Genomic DNA, 16,869 nt, shown 5'->3' with positions numbered 1-16,869 from the left:
TTCCCCTGAAATGAAGAAAAGTGCATCGAAATATGGCAGAATCTCCCACAGGGTGGGTGCAAAGTTTCAAAGAACAATTTGAAAATCAGGGCTGACGGCAAGAACGCCTTCAGTGAAGACTCTTTTTCAACATCCTGCTAGCGCGGATGACCTGAAGCAAAAATTGTTGTGAAAGTTGAAAGCACAGTTTACGAAAATCCTGTTCACCCCTATCGATGCCGTATTTGACTTCAGCCATCCCACGCCATTCGTAATTCGATGTCTGCGAGTCCAATTCTAACATTCTTCGCACATCTTCCTCTTCAAACTGTAGACAGTACCCTTTGTGGCTGTTGTATAGCTCCCACAAGGTCCGGATACCTCTTTCGTTGTGATCTTCAGTTTTTGCACGTGCGAAGGAGGTTACATATAGGTGACCGTAGCCGTCCGTTGAATGAAAGGACTCCTTGAATTGACTCGTTGCATTTTCGATAAGGGTTCCAATGTCGTACCCTGCCGGTTTTTTTTCATCCGGTATTAGCCCCATCGCCATTTCAAGTGCTGTTTTAATGAGTTGATGCCAGCCGTAAAAGAACTCTGATGTGTCGTTGAGACTCAAGAAGTTCGTCGCCCAAAAGGTTTTTGTCTTTGCAATACCCTCTAAGCCAGCACGAGTAGTGTAATGTGAGAGTAGAACCATTTGGTCGCAGTCTCTTCTGATGAAATATTTTTTTTTGCTGGGATCTTTTGAGAGTCAGGATGTCAACGGGGACGTACTTAAAACATTAACCCGGTCTAACGAAAATTACATAGGCGCTAGGGAGAACGTTGTTGACCGACCAGATCAGTGCCCCAGCCATTTCTTCAACCGTTCTTTGGCCTCGGAGTGACCGCTGGTTCTTCCCTGATTGATGTCGTCCTGGCCTTTTCGGATTTTTTCAAGCACGTAGAGATGATACTGAATATCCTCATGGGTGCTGTCATCGGGGAGCTGCTTCAACAACTCCTCCACCTCTTGTTTCGCCGTTTGCATGGCATGTGCCTCGCCTAGTTGCCTCTTCCGGGTTTTGTTGCCAGCTTGAATATTCCCAATAATACCGGACCACGCCGCGATGTCGAATGGGAAACGGCCAAGGTGCTTCGACAGGCTCAGCACGAACGGAATATCAATACATCAAGATAATCTTCGTTCGCCCTGAGCCTGTCGAAGGGCCGCTAACCCCGTCACTCCTTAGCCAGCAGCAAACCAAGCGCCTCCTTAATATCCTGCACCAGATGGAACCGAACATCCTCTTTCACATTATCCGGTATCTCCACCACATCCTTCTCATTGAGCGCAGGCAAAACAATCTCCTTAATCCCGGCCCGCACCGCAGCCAAGACCTTTTCCTTGATCCCGCCCACCGGCAGCACATCGCCGCGCAGGGTGATCTCGCCGGTCATGGCCATGTCCTTGCTCACCGTGCGTCCGGTGAGCAGCGAGGTCAGGGCGGTGACCATGGCCACCCCGGCTGAAGGCCCATCCTTGGGAATGGCACCCTCGGGCACGTGGATATGCAGGTCTATCTTGGCAAAGATTGCTTCGTCCACCCCCAGTTCCTTGGCATGGGAGCGGATGTAAGTCAGCGCGGCAGTGGCGGACTCCTTCATCACATCACCCAGCTTACCGGTCATGGTGAGATTGCCCTTGCCCTTCATCTTGGCAACCTCGATGAACAGCAGCTCGCCGCCCACCGGGGTCCAAGCCAAGCCGGTGGCCAGACCCGGCCCCCAGGACCGGGCCTTGGTCTCCGGGAAAAACTGGATGGGGCCGAGATAGGTGGCAAGATTGGTTGCATCGATCAGGGTGGTGGTGGTCTTGCCGGTGACAATCTCCTTGGCCACCCCTCGGCAGATCGCGGCCAGCTTCCGTTCCAGGTTTCTGACCCCGGCCTCCCGGGTATAGGAGCGTATCACCATCCGGATTGCCTGATCATCCATCTTCAGGTCATCCTCGCTGATGGCATGGGCCTCCAACTGCTTGGGCAGGAGGTGCCGCTTGGCAATGTTGAGCTTTTCATCCTGGGTATAGCCGGACAGCTCGATGACCTCCATCCGGTCGCGCAGCGGGCCGGGGATGTTGTCGAGCAGGTTGGCCGTGGTGATGAACATCACCTTGGAGAGATCAAAGGGTATCTCCATGTAATGGTCGGCAAAGGTGAAGTTCTGCTCGGGATCGAGCACCTCCAACAGGGCCGAGGAGGGATCGCCCCTAAAATCCATGCCCAGCTTGTCGATCTCATCGAGCATGAAGAGCGGGTTATTGGCCCCGGCCTTGCGCAGGCTCTGGATGATGCGGCCTGGCAGGGCGCCGATGTAGGTGCGCCGGTGCCCGCGGATCTCCGCCTCGTCCCGCACGCCGCCTAACGAGATGCGGATGAATTTACGGCCCATGGACCGGGCGATGGATTGGCCGAGCGAGGTCTTGCCCACCCCCGGCGGCCCGACAAAACAGAGGATCGGGCCGTGCATGTCCTGCTTGAGCTTGCGCACCGCCAGAAACTCGATGATCCGTTTCTTGATCTCCGCAAGGCCGTAATGGTCTTCGTCCATCACCTGCTGCGCCTTGACGATATCCAGGGAATCGGGGGTGGAGGTCAGCCAGGGCAGATCAAGGAGCCAGTCGAGATAGGTGCGGGAAACCGTATATTCCGGCGAGGAGGGCGAGATGCGGGCCAGCCGGTCAAGCTCCTTTTCCGCTGTTTTTTTGGCCTCAGTGGGCAGCTCTGTTTGCGCAAACTTTGCCCGCAGCTCCTTGAGGTCGAGATTCTCCTCATCTTCGCCAAGCTCCTTGCGGATGGCGTTGAGCTGCTGGCGCAGAAAAAAATCCCGCTGCTTCTGGTCCGTATCCTCCTTGATGCTTTTCTGGATATCCTGGCTCATCTCCGCCGTTTCAACGCGTTTATTGAGTTCGCGGGCGGTGCGGTGCATCAGGGCCTTGCCCGGCTGAATCTCAAGGATTTCCTGCTCCTCCACCGGCGTAAGATTGAGCTGGGAAATCACCAGATAGGAGATATAAAAAGGATCGGACAGCGATTCGATGGTGGAGACCAGTTCCGTTGGCAGCGAAACCATCTCCGCCAGCTTTTTGAACTGGGTGCGGAGATTGAGAACCAAGGCCTCGACCTCCTTGTCCTCTTCGACCTCCATGGGGATGACGGCGACCCGGGCGGTCAGATAGGGCTCCTTCTGGACAAACTCGACAAGCTCCAGTTTTTTAACGGCGCTGATCAAGACATGATACCCGCCGCCCTCCTTGACCTTGACCAATTTGTGGATATAGCCCAACACTCCTATCCGGTACAGTTGCTCCGGGTCAACCCGATCCTGTTTTTCCTCGGCAGGCTCCTTGTGGCTGACAATGGCAACCAGCCGGTCTTTTAGAGTCGCCTCGTCTATGAGTTTCTGTGAGGCCGGATGCAGAATATTCAGCGGAAAGCCCATGCCGGGGAAAAAAACAAAACCGTGCAGGGGCAGAACCGGCAGAATCTCCGGGACCGGCAGATCCGCGGGATTTCCGTGATGACCTGCCTTATTCGTGGAATCTTCCGTCTCTTGCCTGCTGTCGTCTTCACGCATAATTTTCACCCTGCTGCGTTATTTGTCCGGGCAAAATAAAGTCCGGCGCATGTTTCCCTTAGCCAACGGTGATCTTGATCTTTCCCGTGTTACGCCGCAACGGAAGGGTAATCAGCAGAAAGCCGTTTCTGCTTTCCGAAACCGCCCCGGAAACATCAACCGTTTTGGGCAAAGGGATGGAACGCTCGAAGAAACCGCGATCAATCTCCAGTTGGTGAATGCGCGAGACCAGGTCGTGCGGTTCATACCCCCGCTCTCCGGAAACCGTGAGCTGGGTGCCATCGGCAACCACGGAGAGCGTCCGTGGATCCATGCCGGAGATATCCATGTGCACGATGAGCGCCGAAGCGGTTTCATACACATCGGCGGCGGGGAACCAGTTTCCCGCCTGCCCCACGGAAAACATCCGTTGCCGGAGAATGTTTCGCGGTATTGCGGCGGACTGGCTTGGGACGGGTTTCTTTTTGGAGTGATCCATGGCGTTTATTCCTACCCGCGCTTTCGCGGCAAGCAACCCGGCTAACAGGGTGTTGAAAAACTCGTTTTTCGATGCCCTGCTAGCGATCCAGGGATGGGTCGCCAATTTCGACAAGTTCTAACTCGTTGAAATTGTGAGATCGAACAGAATTCACTTCTGGCCGATCGTGGTTGAAAAAAGCCAGGACGGCTTTTTCCAACATCCTGCTAGAGACTTTCAACAAACCCGATCCCCTTGCACAAGGGGCAGGTCATTTGCGGCACGCACTGGCAATCATTCCACTCATCGCCGGTTTTGGTCCCCCGCCACTCGCTGTCGCATTCGCAGGTTCCCTGAATCACCTTCTCGCCGTTGCACTCCGGGCACACTTTTTTATCCGTATTGCTCATCATACCCTCCCTGTTATCAAATGAGAGACTGTCGGCCAGGCCCTCAGGCCCATGCTTCTTCACACTGTATAAAAAGTATGGGACAGGTTAGGGTGGATGTCAAGGGATGGAAAAAACCGGCCGGGCAATCCTTATGATTCCTCTCCGTGACGGCAAACATGACTCACCATGATCTTTTGGGCCAGACCGGCATTGATTGCCAGACGCGCCCCTTTGTTTGCCACGATGAGGGGCCCGGAGGAATGATTGCTGACAATCTCAAGACATGCTCCCACCGCCAGCCCCATATCACCGAGCCGGGCCTGCACTTCCCTGCCGCCCAAAATCGTCACGATCCGCACCCGCTCGCCATTGGCGGCATACTGCAGGGAGAGGGCAGGTTCCCGCTGCGCCATGCAGGCGGCGCAAAGCCCGTAGATCTCCATCTTGTGCTGGAGCGGATGGAACTGGAACTGACGGGCGATTTCGTGCTGGAGCCTTTCAAGGTTCTGGTTGGCAAACTCCTGAATCTTTCCGCAGCGGGTGCAGATAAAATGGTCGTGGTGCATGCCGAGATGGTGGTGTTCGTAAACCGGTTCCTGGGTTTCAAACACCTGTTTCTGGGCAAAGCCGAACTGGCAGAACATCTCCATGGTTTCCTTGAGAAATTCCCGGTCCAGCAGCTCCGGCCTTTTTTCCCTGATGATCCCTTCCAGCCCGCTCAGGGTCAGATGCTCTTCCACGGAAAGAAAGATATCCAGCACCTTGAGCCGCTCTTCGATGCGGGAGGCGTTGAAGGATTGCAGCACCTCCTGAAACTGTTCCCGCTCCTGCTGGTGCTGGGTCTGGGGGTCAAGTCCTTCCGGACCAACGTCTTTGGCCCTCTTGCCTTTTACCGACCGAAAAAAATCAAACATTGTCACCTGCTCCTTGCGCCGAACATCAATCCACCTGCACCCACGCGCCATTCAGCAACAGGAAATGGGGCCGGAACCGGGCCTTGTAGGCCATGGCCGCAACCTCCTCTATCCAATAGCCGAGATAAAGATATTCACAATGCTCGCGCCTGGCAAGCTCGTTCAGATACAGAATATTAAAGGTTCCCAGGCTTCTTTTCTCAAAAGCCGGGTCAAAATAAAAATACACCGCGCTCAGGCTGCGCTCCGCCAGATCGACAATGGAACCCCCCACCAGCTCTCCGGACAGCCGGAAGGATATCTCCATGCTCGGAACCAGGGAGTTGACGAAAAAGCCGCTGTAATAATCCAGCGCGGTGCTTGCCCGTCCGGGATACCGGCTGTTTAAAAAGCGGTCCAGCAATTGCAGCTTTTCCGGCGTCACCTCCAGCGGCCCAAGGCTGATCTTAAGATCCTGGTTCCGTTGCCAAACGCGGTGCATGTTGCGGGAGGGACGAAAGAAGGCCGTTTCAAGCCGGATGGGCACACAGGCCGTACAATCCGGACAGCGCATGGCATAGATGGTGTTGCCGTTGCGCCGGTATCCGGCGGCAAGAAATTCATCCAGCACGGCCGGGGGCAAAAAGCTGAAACCCGCCTGGTGGTAGACTGCGGTGCGGTCAAGGGTGTACGGGCACTCCGCCGGGGTGTCCACAAAATATGGGGAGAGCTTGGCGATGAACCGGCTGGTATCACTTACATCCACGGAGGTCATGTCTCACGCTGGCAGGTCGCTTCGTATTGTTGGACTCGTAACAACTTATAACTTGGTGCAAACAGGTGCTTCGACAGGCTCAGCACGAACGGAATATCAAGACAATACATTAATAACATCCGTTCGTGCTGAGCCTGTCGAAGCACCGTTGTTATAAAGCAATACTTATCGGTAAAGAAAATATCTTCGCCGCATCTCGCTGAACCCGCCAATCCCAGGTTGCCAAGCCGACTCAAGCTCCCGGATATCCGCGCCTGCCGCCAGTTGATGCCGGAGCGCACTATCGCCCAAGATCAGATCAAGGGGGGTCCGCTCGAATTCGTACTCATAGGGCGGGGCTTTGAGGGTAAACTGCTCCGGATAGCAGCGCATAAAGGCCTGCAACAGGGCCAGCGAGGTGCGATAGGGCAAAAAGGCCTGCGGGTCCGTGACATGGAGCTGAAAACCCTTGCAGGGCTGGCCGGCCCATTTGTTGGCCGTGGGCTCAAAGGCCAGGGGCCGCAAAAAACAACCAGGCAGAGGCACTTGCATGCTGTCCAGAACCGTGTGCCAATCAAGAAACGGAGCGCCGAACAGCTCAAAGGGCAAGGAGGTGCCCCTGCCTTCGGAGATGTTGGTGCCCTCAAAGATCACCTGCCCCGGATAGACCAGGGCCGTGGTCGGGTTCGGCATGTTGGGCGAAGGGAACACCCAGGGCAAGCCGGTATCGGTAAAGAACATCCGCCGCTGCCAGCCGTCCATTGTAACAACCTCAAGATCCGCCCCGATTCCGTACTCGCCATTAAGCAAGCGGGCCAACTCGCCAAAGGTGAGGCCGTGGCGCATGGGCAGCGGATACAGCCCGACAAAGGAGCGGCAATCATCCTGCAACAGATTGCCCTCAACCGCCTCCCCGCCCACGGGGTTGGGCCGGTCCAGGACCACCACCTTCTTGCCATGACGGGCAGCCTCTTCCATGCAGTAGGCCAGGGTATAGAGAAAGGTGTACACCCTGGTGCCCACATCGACGATATCCACGAGCAGCACATCAAAATGGTCGTACATGGCTGCGGTGGGCCGCCGCACCTCGCCGTAGAGGCTGAACACCGGCAGGCCGCTGACCGGATCGGTCATATGGGCCGACTCGATCATATTGTCCTGCTTTTCCGCGAAAAACCCGTGCTGCGGGGTGAACAGGCAGGTGAGCTGGCCCGGGAAGGCGGCCATGATCAGATCCCGGCTGTGGCGAAGGTCCCGGCCGGTGGAGGCCTGGTTGCAGAGCAGGGCCAGCCGTTTGCCGGCAAGAGAGGCAGGGGGGGACGCTACAAGATGCTCAATTCCAAGGGTAACCATGGTTCTCCTGTTTCAGGCTAGGGATGGAATAACCGGCAAGGGACGGTATTTTTTTCTTTGCACTTTGCCCTCGGCTGATTAGGCTTAGCCTTGGGAGTCAATGGAATATAATCGAACCTGAAGCCTTCGTGCATCAAAAAGGAGACAGGCGTGCAACATGAACTGAATTACAGAGGATTTTGAGATGAAGATTGCAATCAGCGGCAAGGGCGGCGTGGGCAAGACCACGATCATGGCCATGCTGGCAAAATATCTCCAGAAACACGGCAGGGAGGTGCTGGTCATCGACGCGGACCCCAGCCCGCACATGGCCCAGAGCCTCGGCCTGGCCGAGGACGAAAAAATCACCCCCATCGCCGAGATGAAGGATCTGCTGGTGGAACGCTCCGGCAAGGTGGACGGCTCGCCCTTTTACAACATCAATCCGCAGGTGGACGATCTGCTGGCCCGCTTCATCGTGGAAAAGGACGGAATCAAGCTCATGGTGCTGGGCGCCATCCAGACCGCCAAGGGCGGCTGCGCCTGCCCGGAAAGCAACGTGCTGAAACGAATGCTCACCAAGCTGCTGCTCTCCCCCTCCCAGGTAGTGCTGCTCGACATGGAGGCCGGGGTGGAACACTTGGGCCGCGGCACCATCGCCGGGGTGGACCATCTGCTGATCGTGGTGATTCCTTCAAAATCCGGGGTGCGCACCGCGCTGAAGATCAAAAAACTCGCCGAGGAATCGGGCATCCCCCGCATCTCCTATGTGGGCAATCTGGTGGCGGATGACGATGACCGGGCCTTTCTGGCCCAGGCCCTCGGCGAGCCGCCCCTAGCCTGCTTCCCCGACTCCGCCGCGATCCGGAAAACCGAACGGGCGGGGTTGGCGATTACCGGGGCTTTGGGAGAGGTGGAAGAGGCGGCAGGGCAACTCATCAACAGTGTCCTTGGTCAGACGCAACAATGAGCATGGCTGCGGTCAAAACCGTTTTCGACGAGGGAGCCCAGACATACGACCGAGCCCGCAGACAACTTATCCCCTGCTTCGATGATTTTTACACCACGGCGCTGGCGCTGATCCCGCACCAGCCCCAGGCCACCTTCCGAGTCTTGGACCTGGGCGCGGGGACGGGAATGCTCTCGCTCCTTATCGCCAAGAAGTTTCCCCAAGCCAAAATCACCCTGCTGGACATCTCCCAGGAGATGCTGGGCAAGGCCAGGGAGCGGTTTGCCGGGATGGAGGAGCGTCTGGAATTTGTCGCTGGGGATTATGCCAATGGCTTTGCGGGACAATTCGAGGTGGTGATCTCGGCCCTCTCCATCCATCATCTCCCGGATACAGACAAGATCACGCTGTTCAAGAACATCCATGATGCCTTGCCCGATGGGGGCATATTCATCAACGCCGATCAGATCCTCGGCCCAACGCCGGACATCGAACAGGTGTACCAGGAAACCTGGCTCCGGCAGGCGCGGGATCTCGGGGTCTCCGAGGCCGACCTCAATGCGGCATTGGAACGGATGCAGGCGGACAAAATGGCCCCCCTAAGCTCTCAGTTGGAATGGTTGCAGCAGGCAGGGTTCAGTTCGGTGCACTGCTGGTACCAAAACCACCGCTTCGCTGTTTTTTCCGGGCAAAAGGGTAAGGGCTGCACAAATCTGCCCACATAATTCCTCAGCCGAAGCAGAGCCCGCAATCCGGGCAGGTCACATGGAGAATCAGGCGGCTTCCAGTTCAAGATGAACCCGGCGGCCAAGGGCCGTGGCGAGGTTGACCAGGGCGTCGAGAGAGAACCGCGAAACACGGCCCCGCAGAAGGTCGTTCATCCGAGGCTGGGTCACGCCGCAACGGGTCGCGGCCTCGGCCTGCTTCCAACCGTTCTCCTTGATAATCCCTGCGATCTGCCGCATCAACTCCGCCCTGGTCCGCAGATTGGCCGCCTGTTCCGGCGTGTCGGCAATGGCGTCCCAGACACTGTTATAGCTTTCCATCTTGGTCATTTCGTATCCCTCCTGTTCAGCTCGGAATATCGCGCCCTGGCGAGGTCGATGTCGCGCTTCGCCGTGGCCTGGGTCTTTTTCTGAAAGGCATGTAGCACATAGACCGCATCCGCAAGCTTGGCGGTGTAGATTACCCGATAGGCTCCCGAGTCATCCCGCACCCGGATTTCCTCGGCACCCCTGCCGATGGATGGCATTGGCTTGAAATCGTCCGGTTGCTCGCCATGTTGCACCTTGTCCAGTTGGTACCCAGCATCCTGCCTGGCATCTTCAGGAAAACCCCGCAGGCATTTGAGCGAGTCGCCAAGAAAGCACAATGGCTTATTCATAAATTATATTATACTGAAACGGATATAAAAAGACAACATTTTTGGTTCTTCTCGCCCCTTTCAATTCACCCGAAACAGAGCCCGCAATCCGGGCAGGTTGTGGTGGTGGTGGCAAAAGCAAAGCCGCAGGCCGGACATACCGCCTCCCCAGCCTCGGGGTTAAAAACCGCTCCGGCATGGGTGGCGTCGTGCTCGGCCAGGGCGGTTGCCCGGCGATGTTCTTGGGCAAGCACCTCCAAGGCATCCCGCACCTCTTCCTGCCTGACCTGGAGTTCAAACTTAGGCGCGCAACCGCCGCTGGCGCACCCCCCGCCCTCCTTGCTGATCATGGCGCCGATCTGTTCCGCCTCCAGCAGATCCTTGAGGTGCTTGAGATCACCAAGCGCACCCTGAAAAACAACGACCAGTTGGTCATCCGGGGTCAACGGTCCTTTCCGGTTCCGCCGGGAAGCGCCATTATTGCTTTCCATGACAACCAGCTCCGCCCCCCAGACAAGGGCAATGGTGCAGGTCGCGCAGGTTTCCGCTTCCGCCCGGTACTCGTCCCGGCATTTCGGGCAGTATTTCAAATCGTGTTCAATCATCTTGGTCGCCCCTAAAAGCTATAAGCTGTCAGCGGACAGCTATAAAATAAACCTGCTCAGATCCTCGTCTTCCGAAATATCCTGCAACTGCTTTTTCACATACTCGGCGGTAACGAGAAATTTTTTCTCCTCCCGATCGGTGGCGTCAAAGGAGAGTTCCTCCAGCAGCCGCTCCATGATGGTATGCAGCCGCCGGGCCCCGATATTCTCGGTTTTCCGGTTCACCGTGGCGGCGATTCTGGCCATACCCCGGATGGCGTCCTCGGCAAACTCCAGGGCGATCCCTTCGGTGGCCATGAGGGCGATGTACTGTTTGATCAGGGCGTTCTGCGGCTCGGTGAGAATCCGGTAGAATTCCTCCTCCCCCAAGGCATTGAGTTCAACCCGGATGGGGAAGCGCCCCTGCAACTCCGGCACCAGATCCGAGGGCTTGCAGAGATGGAAGGCGCCGCTGGCGATGAAAAGGATATGGTCGGTTTTGACCATCCCGTGCTTGGTGGTCACGGTGGAGCCTTCGACAATGGGCAGCAGGTCGCGCTGCACGCCCTCGCGGGAGACCTCGGGTCCATGGCCTGAACCGCCCTGCCGCGAGGCGATCTTGTCGATCTCATCGAGAAAGATGATCCCGGACTGCTCGGTGCGCTGGATGGCCAGCTTGGTAACGCTCGCCATGTCGATCAGCCGTTCGGCCTCCCGTTTCTTGAGCACCTCCATGGCGTCTTTCACCGGCATCTGCTGACGCTGGGTTTTCTTGGGAAACATCTTGCCGAACACATCCTTGAGCCCGGATTCCATGTCGTCCAGCCCGCTGCCCCCGTGGGAAAGAATCTCGATCATGGGCATTGGTGAGGCCTGGTCAATCTCCATCTCCACCTGCCGCTCGTCGAGCTTGCCGTCTTTAAGCATCTGCCGGAACTTTTCCCTGGTGGAATCAACCGGCTCCCCTGCCCGACCGCCATCTTCGCTTCTTTCCGCCATGGGCGTGACCTGGCCCAAGGGGGCCGGCCGTGGCGGCACCAGCAGGTCGAGCATCCGCTCCTGGGCCTGCTCCGCCGCTTTCTGCGTCACCTGCTCCCGCGCTTCCTCGCGCACCATGTTGATGGCCAGGTCGAGCAGATCGCGGATCATGGACTCCACATCCCTGCCCACATAGCCCACCTCCGTGAACTTGGAGGCCTCCACCTTGAGAAAGGGCGATTGGGCCAGGCTGGCCAACCGGCGGGCAATCTCGGTCTTGCCGACCCCGGTGGGACCGATCATGATGATGTTTTTGGGCGCAATCTCCTCGCGCAGGGGTAGAGGCACCTGCTGGCGCCGCCAGCGGTTGCGCAGGGCAATGGCCACGGATTTCTTGGCTGCGTCCTGGCCGATGATGTAGCGGTCCAGTTCGGCCACGGTCTGCCTGGGGGTCAGGGTGTTCATGGGTTCCATCTTAAAATCTTCCTTTTTTATTCAGCCGCCATCTTTTCTACAACAATACGGTCATTGGTAAAGACGCAGATGGAGGCGGCAATCCGCATCGCCTCCCGGCAGATCTCCTCGGCGGAAAGCTCGCTGTGCGCCACCAGACCCTTGGCCGCGGCCTGGGCGTATGGCCCGCCCGAACCGATGGCCAGGATGCCATCGTCCGGCTCGATCACGTCGCCGGTGCCGGAGAGGAGCAGGGAGTGGTGCTTGTCCACCGCCACCAGAAAGGCCTCCAGCTTGCGAAGCATCTTGTCCGTGCGCCAATCCTTGGCCAGCTCCACCGCCGCCCGCATCAGATTGCCGTCATACTGCTCAAGCTTCTGCTCCAGCCGGTCAAACAGGGTAAAGGCATCGGCCGTGGCCCCGGCAAAGCCGGTGATGACCTTGCCTTCATACAGGCGGCGCACCTTACGCGCCTCATGCTTCATGATGGTATTGCCCAACGAGACCTGGCCGTCCCCGGCCAGGGCCACTTCACCCTTGTGCCGGACGGCAATGATTGTGGTCGATCTGATTTTCACAGTTTGCTCCTCCTGATGGAGATAATGTTGATGCCTTCCTTGTAACATTCCGCCTGTAACAGGAACGGTTCAGCAGTGCCACAGATGCGAGGAAGAGGCCTGCGAAGTGTGCTATTGCACATGAGCAGGCCGATGACAAAGCAGATGTGGTGGTGCTGGACCGTTACTTACATTCGCGCCTTGGGATGGGCCCGGTCATAGACCTCGTTCAGATGATCCATGTTCAGATGGGTGTACCGCTGGGTGGTTGACAGGCTGACATGGCCCAGCAATTCCTGCACCGTGCGCAGATCCGCCCCCATTTCCAACAAATGGGTGGCAAAGGAATGGCGCAGGGCATGGGGCGTTACCCGGGCGGCGATCCCGGCCCGCAGGGCATAAAATTTCACCAGCCGCTCGATGCTGCGGGTGGTGAGCCGCAGCCCCCGGTGGTTCAGAAAAACCGCCTTGTTTTCCGGCGGATCCCCGCGACCGATCCGTTCGCGGATAAGCAAGGTTCGCTGGGGCAGATATCGGCTCAGTGCTTCCAGGGCGGGAGTGCCCACCGGCACCAACCGTTCCCGGTTGCCCTTGCCGGTAACCCTAAGCATTCCCTCTTCCGAGTCAAGGCGCTCCAGATCAAGGGACGCAAGTTCGGCAACCCGCACCCCGGTGGAATAGAGGATCTCCAGAATCGCCCGGTCCCGAAAGGCAAAGGCATCCTGATCGCCCGGCATCTCCATGAGGGTGAAAACCTCGTCCACCGTGAGAAAAACAGGCATGTGCTTTTCCAGTTTCGGCGTGGCGATGGGCGCGACAGGATCGTGGGTGATAATCTTCTCGCGGAGGAGATGGCGAAAAAAGGTGCGCAGGGCGGAAAGCTTCCTGGCCACGGAAGTGCCCTTGTTTTTGCCGTTGAGGGCATAGACATAGGAGCGGACGGTGTGGGGCTCGATCCGGCGCACATCCTGATCTGAACCAATAAACGATGCAAATTCGGCAAGATCGCGCCCATAGCTCTCAACGGTCTTGGGAGAATAGCCCTTTTCCACGGAAAGCCAGCGGCTGAATTGAGGGAGCAGATCCTGCAAGGAATATGGCATGGAGGTTTTTCTTCAAAAAAGCGTTTTATACCGGCCGAACATGAGCATACGATGCCCAGCCAACCTACCATACTCATGTTTTTTTGGAAAGACATTGCCCAGAACCGCAACTTCATTTATTTTAGAAGATTACATTCATAGTTGCCGTCAGACGAGGAGCATTCTTTTGGCAAGAAACCTCGGGAGGGATCATGTCCAAAAAATCTTTTGAAGAAGCCCTGGAGTCGCTGGAACAGATCACCCGGGAACTGGAAAACGGCGACCTGAGCCTGGAAAAATCCCTGAAAAAATTCGACGAGGGAATCAAACTGGCCGAGCTGTGCAACCACAAACTGGAAGAAGCGCAGCAGAAAGTCGATCTCCTGTTGAAAAAAGACGGCAAACTCATCAGCGTTCCCTTTACTGCTTCCGGCACGGCTGCCGATGAAGACGACGCCTAGCCCCTGTCTCGCTTGCAACCCACGGAAATTTCCCAGCCATGGACGTTAAAAAATATCTAACGCAACAATGCGCGGTTGTCGAACAGGCCCTGGCGCGCTATATGCTGCCTGAAGAGGGGGTGCTGGCCAATCATATACAGGCCATGCGTTACAGCCTTTTCGCCGGGGGCAAGAGAATCCGTCCCATCCTGGCCCTGGCCGCGGCAGAGGCCCTGCACGCCGCCACCGCCCCTCTGTTGCCCGTTGCCTGCGCCCTGGAATGCATCCATACCTATTCCCTGATCCATGACGATCTGCCGGCCATGGACGACGATGACCTCCGGCGCGGCAAACCAACCTGCCATGTGGTGTTCGGCGAAGCGGCAGCCATTCTGGCCGGAGACGGGCTGCTCAGTTTCGCCTTTGAGCTACTGAGTCATCCCGATGCCCTCCAGGGGATCTCCCCGCAGGCACAGCTTACGATGATCAACACCATCGCCAAGGCCATCGGCCCAGTGGGCATGGTGGGCGGCCAGTCCCTGGACCTTGCCGCCGAAGGCCAGGCAATCGACTTCGAGCATCTGCGGCTGATCCATGGTTACAAAACCGGCGCCCTTATTACCGCCTCGGTGCAGGCCGGGGCCATCTTCGGCAAGGGTGACGAGAATCAGTTTGCCGCCTTGAGCCGATACGGCGCGCAGATCGGCCTTGCCTTCCAGATAGTCGACGACCTGCTGGATGTCGAAGGAACCACGGCAGATCTCGGCAAGACCGCCGGAGCCGACGCCCAACGGAACAAGGCGACCTACCCAGCCTTTTTCGGTGTTGCCAAAACAAAGGTCATGGCCAAGGAAGCTGTTGATGCGGCCGTAACCGCCCTGGAGATTTTTGACGCCAAAGCCGAGCCGCTCCGCGCCATTGCCCGGTATATCTACGAACGAAACAACTAACCGGACACCCGCCAGGGTACCCCGGAGGAAAAGGCCACATGAGCCATACCCCCTTGCTGGACACCATCAATTCCCCGGCCGACCTCAAAAAGCTCTCCGTGGAGCAACTCGAAACACTGGCCGCGGAGATCAGAGAGACGATCATCCAGACCGTTTCCCAGACCGGCGGACACCTGGCTCCCTGCCTGGGCGTGGTCGAACTCACCCTGGCCATCCATTATGTTTTCGATACCCCGGAGGACAAGGTCGTCTGGGACGTGGGCCATCAGAGCTATGCCCACAAGCTGATCACCGGCCGCCGCGGGCAATTCCACACCCTGCGCCAGTACCAGGGAATCAGCGGTTTTCCCAAGAGGGCGGAAAGCGCGTATGACGCCTTTGATACCGGCCACAGCAGCACCTCGATCTCGGCCAGCCTGGGCATTGCCACGGCCAAGGATCTGAAGGGCGACCGACACAAGAGCATCGCCGTGATCGGCGACGGCTCCATGACCGGCGGCATGGCCTTTGAGGCCCTCAATCAGGCCGGGCATCTCCACAAGGATCTCATCGTCATCCTCAATGACAACGAGATGTCCATCTCCCCCAATGTGGGCGCGCTTTCCAGTTTTTTAAGCAGAAAACTAACCAGCAAGACAGCGGTGCGGGTCAAAAAGGAGATGGAGCATTTCCTCAAATCCTTCTCCAACGTGGGGGAAAACATCCTCTCGGTGCTCAAGAAAAGCGAGGAAAGCCTCAAGGGATTTTTTACCCCCGGCATGCTCTTCGAGGCCCTCAAGTTTGAATACATCGGCCCCCTGCCCGGCCACAAGCTGGAAAACCTCATTGAGGCGCTGCGCAATGTCCGCGATTTCAGCACCGGCCCCACGCTCATCCATGTGCTGACCACCAAGGGCAAGGGCTACGAGCCGGCGGAGAAAAACCCGGGCGATTTTCACGGGGTCGGCCCATTTTGCATCGAAACCGGCCTGCCCGTCCCTTCCCCTCCGGCCCCGCCCAGCTACACCAAGGTCTTTGGCGAAACCCTGGTGCGGATCGCGGAGCAAGACCCGCGCGTGGTCGCCATCACCGCGGCCATGCCCGTGGGCACCGGCTTAAACGATTTTTCCCAGCGGTTTCCCGAACGTTTTTTTGATGTGGGCATCGCGGAACAGCATGCTGTTACCTATGCGGCAGGCATGGCCACGGAAGGATTGCTGCCGGTGGTGGCGATCTACTCCACCTTTTTCCAGCGAGCGCTTGACCAGATTATCCACGATGTCTGCCTGCCCAACCTGCCAGTTACCCTGGCCATTGACCGGGGCGGCCTGGTCGGGGACGACGGTCCGACCCACCATGGGGTGTTCGACCTTTCCTTCCTGCGCTTCATCCCCAATCTGGTGATCATGGCCCCCAAGGATGAGAATGAGCTGCGCCACATGCTCCACACCGCCATTCTGCACCCCGGCCCCGCGGCAGTCCGCTATCCTCGGGGAAACGGGGAAGGCGTTGCCATGGACGAAGCGCTGCAACGCATCCCTTTGGGAACAGGCGAGCTTCTCCGTCAAGGAGCGGATATTCTGTTGCTCCCCATCGGCAACAGGGTTCCTGCCGCGCTGGAGGCGGCAGCAGGTCTCAAAAAACTTGGGATTGAAGCGGCGGTGATCAACCCGCGCTTTGTCAGGCCCCTGGACGATGCGCTGATCTGCGAGTGGGCCAATCGGACCGGCAAGGTGGTAACCATTGAGGACAACGTCAAGAAGGGTGGGTTTGGCAGCGCCATTCTGGAACTCTTTGCCCAGAAAAATCTCTGGACCGTCCGGACGAAGGTCTTGGGTTTACCGGATAAATTCATGGAGCACGGCACCCAGGCCCAGCTCCGCAGCAAGGGCAATATCGATGGACCGGCGATCATTGTCGAGGCCCTTGCCCTCTGCGGAAAAGACTGCTAGGCCTATACCGGATAAAGCGGGTGTGTAAAGAATTTTGTGTAAATGGTTTTTGTGATCAAAATTCCGGCAGCCTGTCTTCAAACATGATGCTGAACTGATTCAGCGCCGATTTCCAGTTTTTAATCGGCATCGTCCAGCGTTTCGAAATATTCGTCAG

At 57.5% G+C, this 16,869-nt stretch carries 20 protein-coding genes; 6 read left to right on the top strand and 14 right to left on the bottom strand.

Annotation, left to right across the window (positions count from 1 at the left end; translation table 11 throughout):
* Positions 1-109: 109 nt before the first annotated feature.
* The 4 genes from MWR57_RS08535 to MWR57_RS08520 form a co-directional block, all read right to left on the bottom strand.
* Complete coding sequence (locus MWR57_RS08535; RefSeq protein WP_423124386.1) at positions 110-598, bottom strand: hypothetical protein; 489 nt, start codon at positions 596-598, stop codon at positions 110-112.
* Between the two features lie 225 nt (positions 599-823).
* Positions 824-1,012 carry a hypothetical protein gene (locus tag MWR57_RS08530; protein ID WP_423124385.1) on the bottom strand — a complete coding sequence of 63 codons (189 nt, stop codon included), beginning with the start codon at positions 1,010-1,012 and terminating at the stop codon, positions 824-826.
* Positions 1,013-1,203: 191 nt separating this feature from the next.
* Entirely contained in the window at positions 1,204-3,597 is a 2,394-nt protein-coding gene (gene lon, locus MWR57_RS08525; RefSeq protein WP_423124384.1) for an endopeptidase La, read from the bottom strand.
* 58 nt (positions 3,598-3,655) lie between these two features.
* Complete coding sequence (locus tag MWR57_RS08520) at positions 3,656-4,075, bottom strand: Hsp20/alpha crystallin family protein (protein ID WP_423124383.1); 420 nt, start codon at positions 4,073-4,075, stop codon at positions 3,656-3,658.
* On the opposite strand from MWR57_RS08520, the gene MWR57_RS08515 reads away from it, so the two are divergent.
* The gene (locus MWR57_RS08515) at positions 4,074-4,196 is read left to right on the top strand and encodes a hypothetical protein (protein WP_423124382.1); all 123 of its coding nucleotides are present in this window, start codon (positions 4,074-4,076) and stop codon (positions 4,194-4,196) included. The two genes, MWR57_RS08520 and MWR57_RS08515, sit on opposite strands and share 2 nt — an antisense overlap.
* A gap of 85 nt (positions 4,197-4,281) precedes the next feature.
* Here MWR57_RS08515 and MWR57_RS08510 read toward each other — a convergent pair whose 3' ends face one another.
* The 4 genes from MWR57_RS08510 to MWR57_RS08495 form a co-directional block, all read right to left on the bottom strand.
* On the bottom strand, positions 4,282-4,467 hold the full coding sequence (locus MWR57_RS08510) for a hypothetical protein (protein ID WP_423124381.1): 186 nt from the start codon (positions 4,465-4,467) through the stop codon (positions 4,282-4,284).
* A 128-nt stretch (positions 4,468-4,595) separates the two neighbouring features.
* The gene (locus MWR57_RS08505) at positions 4,596-5,360 is read right to left on the bottom strand and encodes a transcriptional repressor (protein WP_423124380.1); all 765 of its coding nucleotides are present in this window, start codon (positions 5,358-5,360) and stop codon (positions 4,596-4,598) included.
* Between the two features lie 25 nt (positions 5,361-5,385).
* The gene (locus MWR57_RS08500) at positions 5,386-6,105 is read right to left on the bottom strand and encodes an arginyltransferase (protein ID WP_423124379.1); all 720 of its coding nucleotides are present in this window, start codon (positions 6,103-6,105) and stop codon (positions 5,386-5,388) included.
* A 174-nt stretch (positions 6,106-6,279) separates the two neighbouring features.
* Positions 6,280-7,446, bottom strand: coding sequence for an exo-beta-N-acetylmuramidase NamZ family protein (locus MWR57_RS08495; RefSeq protein ID WP_423124378.1), 1,167 nt, complete (start codon positions 7,444-7,446; stop codon positions 6,280-6,282).
* A gap of 184 nt (positions 7,447-7,630) precedes the next feature.
* Here MWR57_RS08495 and MWR57_RS08490 point away from each other — a divergent pair, with 184 nt between their 5' ends.
* Together MWR57_RS08490 and MWR57_RS08485 are read left to right on the top strand one after the other, a co-directional pair.
* On the top strand, positions 7,631-8,395 hold the full coding sequence (locus MWR57_RS08490) for an ATP-binding protein (RefSeq protein WP_423124377.1): 765 nt from the start codon (positions 7,631-7,633) through the stop codon (positions 8,393-8,395).
* A gap of 2 nt (positions 8,396-8,397) precedes the next feature.
* On the top strand, positions 8,398-9,099 hold the full coding sequence (locus MWR57_RS08485) for a class I SAM-dependent methyltransferase (RefSeq protein ID WP_423124376.1): 702 nt from the start codon (positions 8,398-8,400) through the stop codon (positions 9,097-9,099).
* Positions 9,100-9,147: 48 nt separating this feature from the next.
* On the opposite strand, the gene MWR57_RS08480 is transcribed toward MWR57_RS08485, so the two are convergent.
* The 6 genes from MWR57_RS08480 to xerA all read right to left on the bottom strand — a co-directional run bounded on the left by MWR57_RS08480 (position 9,148) and on the right by xerA (position 13,412).
* On the bottom strand, positions 9,148-9,429 hold the full coding sequence (locus MWR57_RS08480; RefSeq protein WP_423124375.1) for a helix-turn-helix domain-containing protein: 282 nt from the start codon (positions 9,427-9,429) through the stop codon (positions 9,148-9,150).
* Positions 9,426-9,758 carry a type II toxin-antitoxin system RelE/ParE family toxin gene (locus MWR57_RS08475; protein ID WP_423124374.1) on the bottom strand — a complete coding sequence of 111 codons (333 nt, stop codon included), beginning with the start codon at positions 9,756-9,758 and terminating at the stop codon, positions 9,426-9,428. The genes MWR57_RS08480 and MWR57_RS08475 overlap by 4 nt, the downstream gene beginning before the upstream one ends.
* A gap of 65 nt (positions 9,759-9,823) precedes the next feature.
* Positions 9,824-10,342 carry a zinc ribbon-containing (seleno)protein DG gene (locus MWR57_RS08470; protein ID WP_423124373.1) on the bottom strand — a complete coding sequence of 173 codons (519 nt, stop codon included), beginning with the start codon at positions 10,340-10,342 and terminating at the stop codon, positions 9,824-9,826.
* A gap of 39 nt (positions 10,343-10,381) precedes the next feature.
* Positions 10,382-11,773, bottom strand: coding sequence for an ATP-dependent protease ATPase subunit HslU (gene hslU, locus MWR57_RS08465; RefSeq protein ID WP_479723961.1), 1,392 nt, complete (start codon positions 11,771-11,773; stop codon positions 10,382-10,384).
* A 17-nt stretch (positions 11,774-11,790) separates the two neighbouring features.
* Complete coding sequence (gene hslV, locus MWR57_RS08460; RefSeq protein ID WP_479723960.1) at positions 11,791-12,378, bottom strand: ATP-dependent protease subunit HslV; 588 nt, start codon at positions 12,376-12,378, stop codon at positions 11,791-11,793.
* Between the two features lie 119 nt (positions 12,379-12,497).
* Positions 12,498-13,412, bottom strand: coding sequence for a site-specific tyrosine recombinase/integron integrase (gene xerA / locus MWR57_RS08455; protein WP_423124371.1), 915 nt, complete (start codon positions 13,410-13,412; stop codon positions 12,498-12,500).
* 191 nt (positions 13,413-13,603) lie between these two features.
* Here xerA and MWR57_RS08450 point away from each other — a divergent pair, with 191 nt between their 5' ends.
* The 3 genes from MWR57_RS08450 to dxs are packed head-to-tail and all read left to right on the top strand — an operon-like array spanning position 13,604 to position 16,712.
* Positions 13,604-13,852, top strand: coding sequence for an exodeoxyribonuclease VII small subunit (locus MWR57_RS08450; protein ID WP_423124370.1), 249 nt, complete (start codon positions 13,604-13,606; stop codon positions 13,850-13,852).
* Positions 13,853-13,890: 38 nt separating this feature from the next.
* Positions 13,891-14,781: a polyprenyl synthetase family protein gene (locus MWR57_RS08445; RefSeq protein WP_423124369.1), complete on the top strand. Its 891-nt coding sequence runs from the start codon at positions 13,891-13,893 to the stop codon at positions 14,779-14,781.
* A gap of 38 nt (positions 14,782-14,819) precedes the next feature.
* Positions 14,820-16,712: a 1-deoxy-D-xylulose-5-phosphate synthase gene (gene dxs / locus MWR57_RS08440; RefSeq protein WP_423124368.1), complete on the top strand. Its 1,893-nt coding sequence runs from the start codon at positions 14,820-14,822 to the stop codon at positions 16,710-16,712.
* The last annotated feature ends 157 nt before the right edge of the window (positions 16,713-16,869 follow it).

The sequence above is a fragment of the Hydrosulfovibrio ferrireducens genome (genome assembly GCF_046883345.1).
GTDB classification, from domain to species: Bacteria; Desulfobacterota; Desulfobulbia; order Desulfobulbales; family Desulfurivibrionaceae; genus Thiovibrio; species Thiovibrio ferrireducens.
The sequence above is the reverse complement of the archived record's forward strand: the minus strand, read 5'-3'. Positions and strand labels throughout refer to the sequence as shown.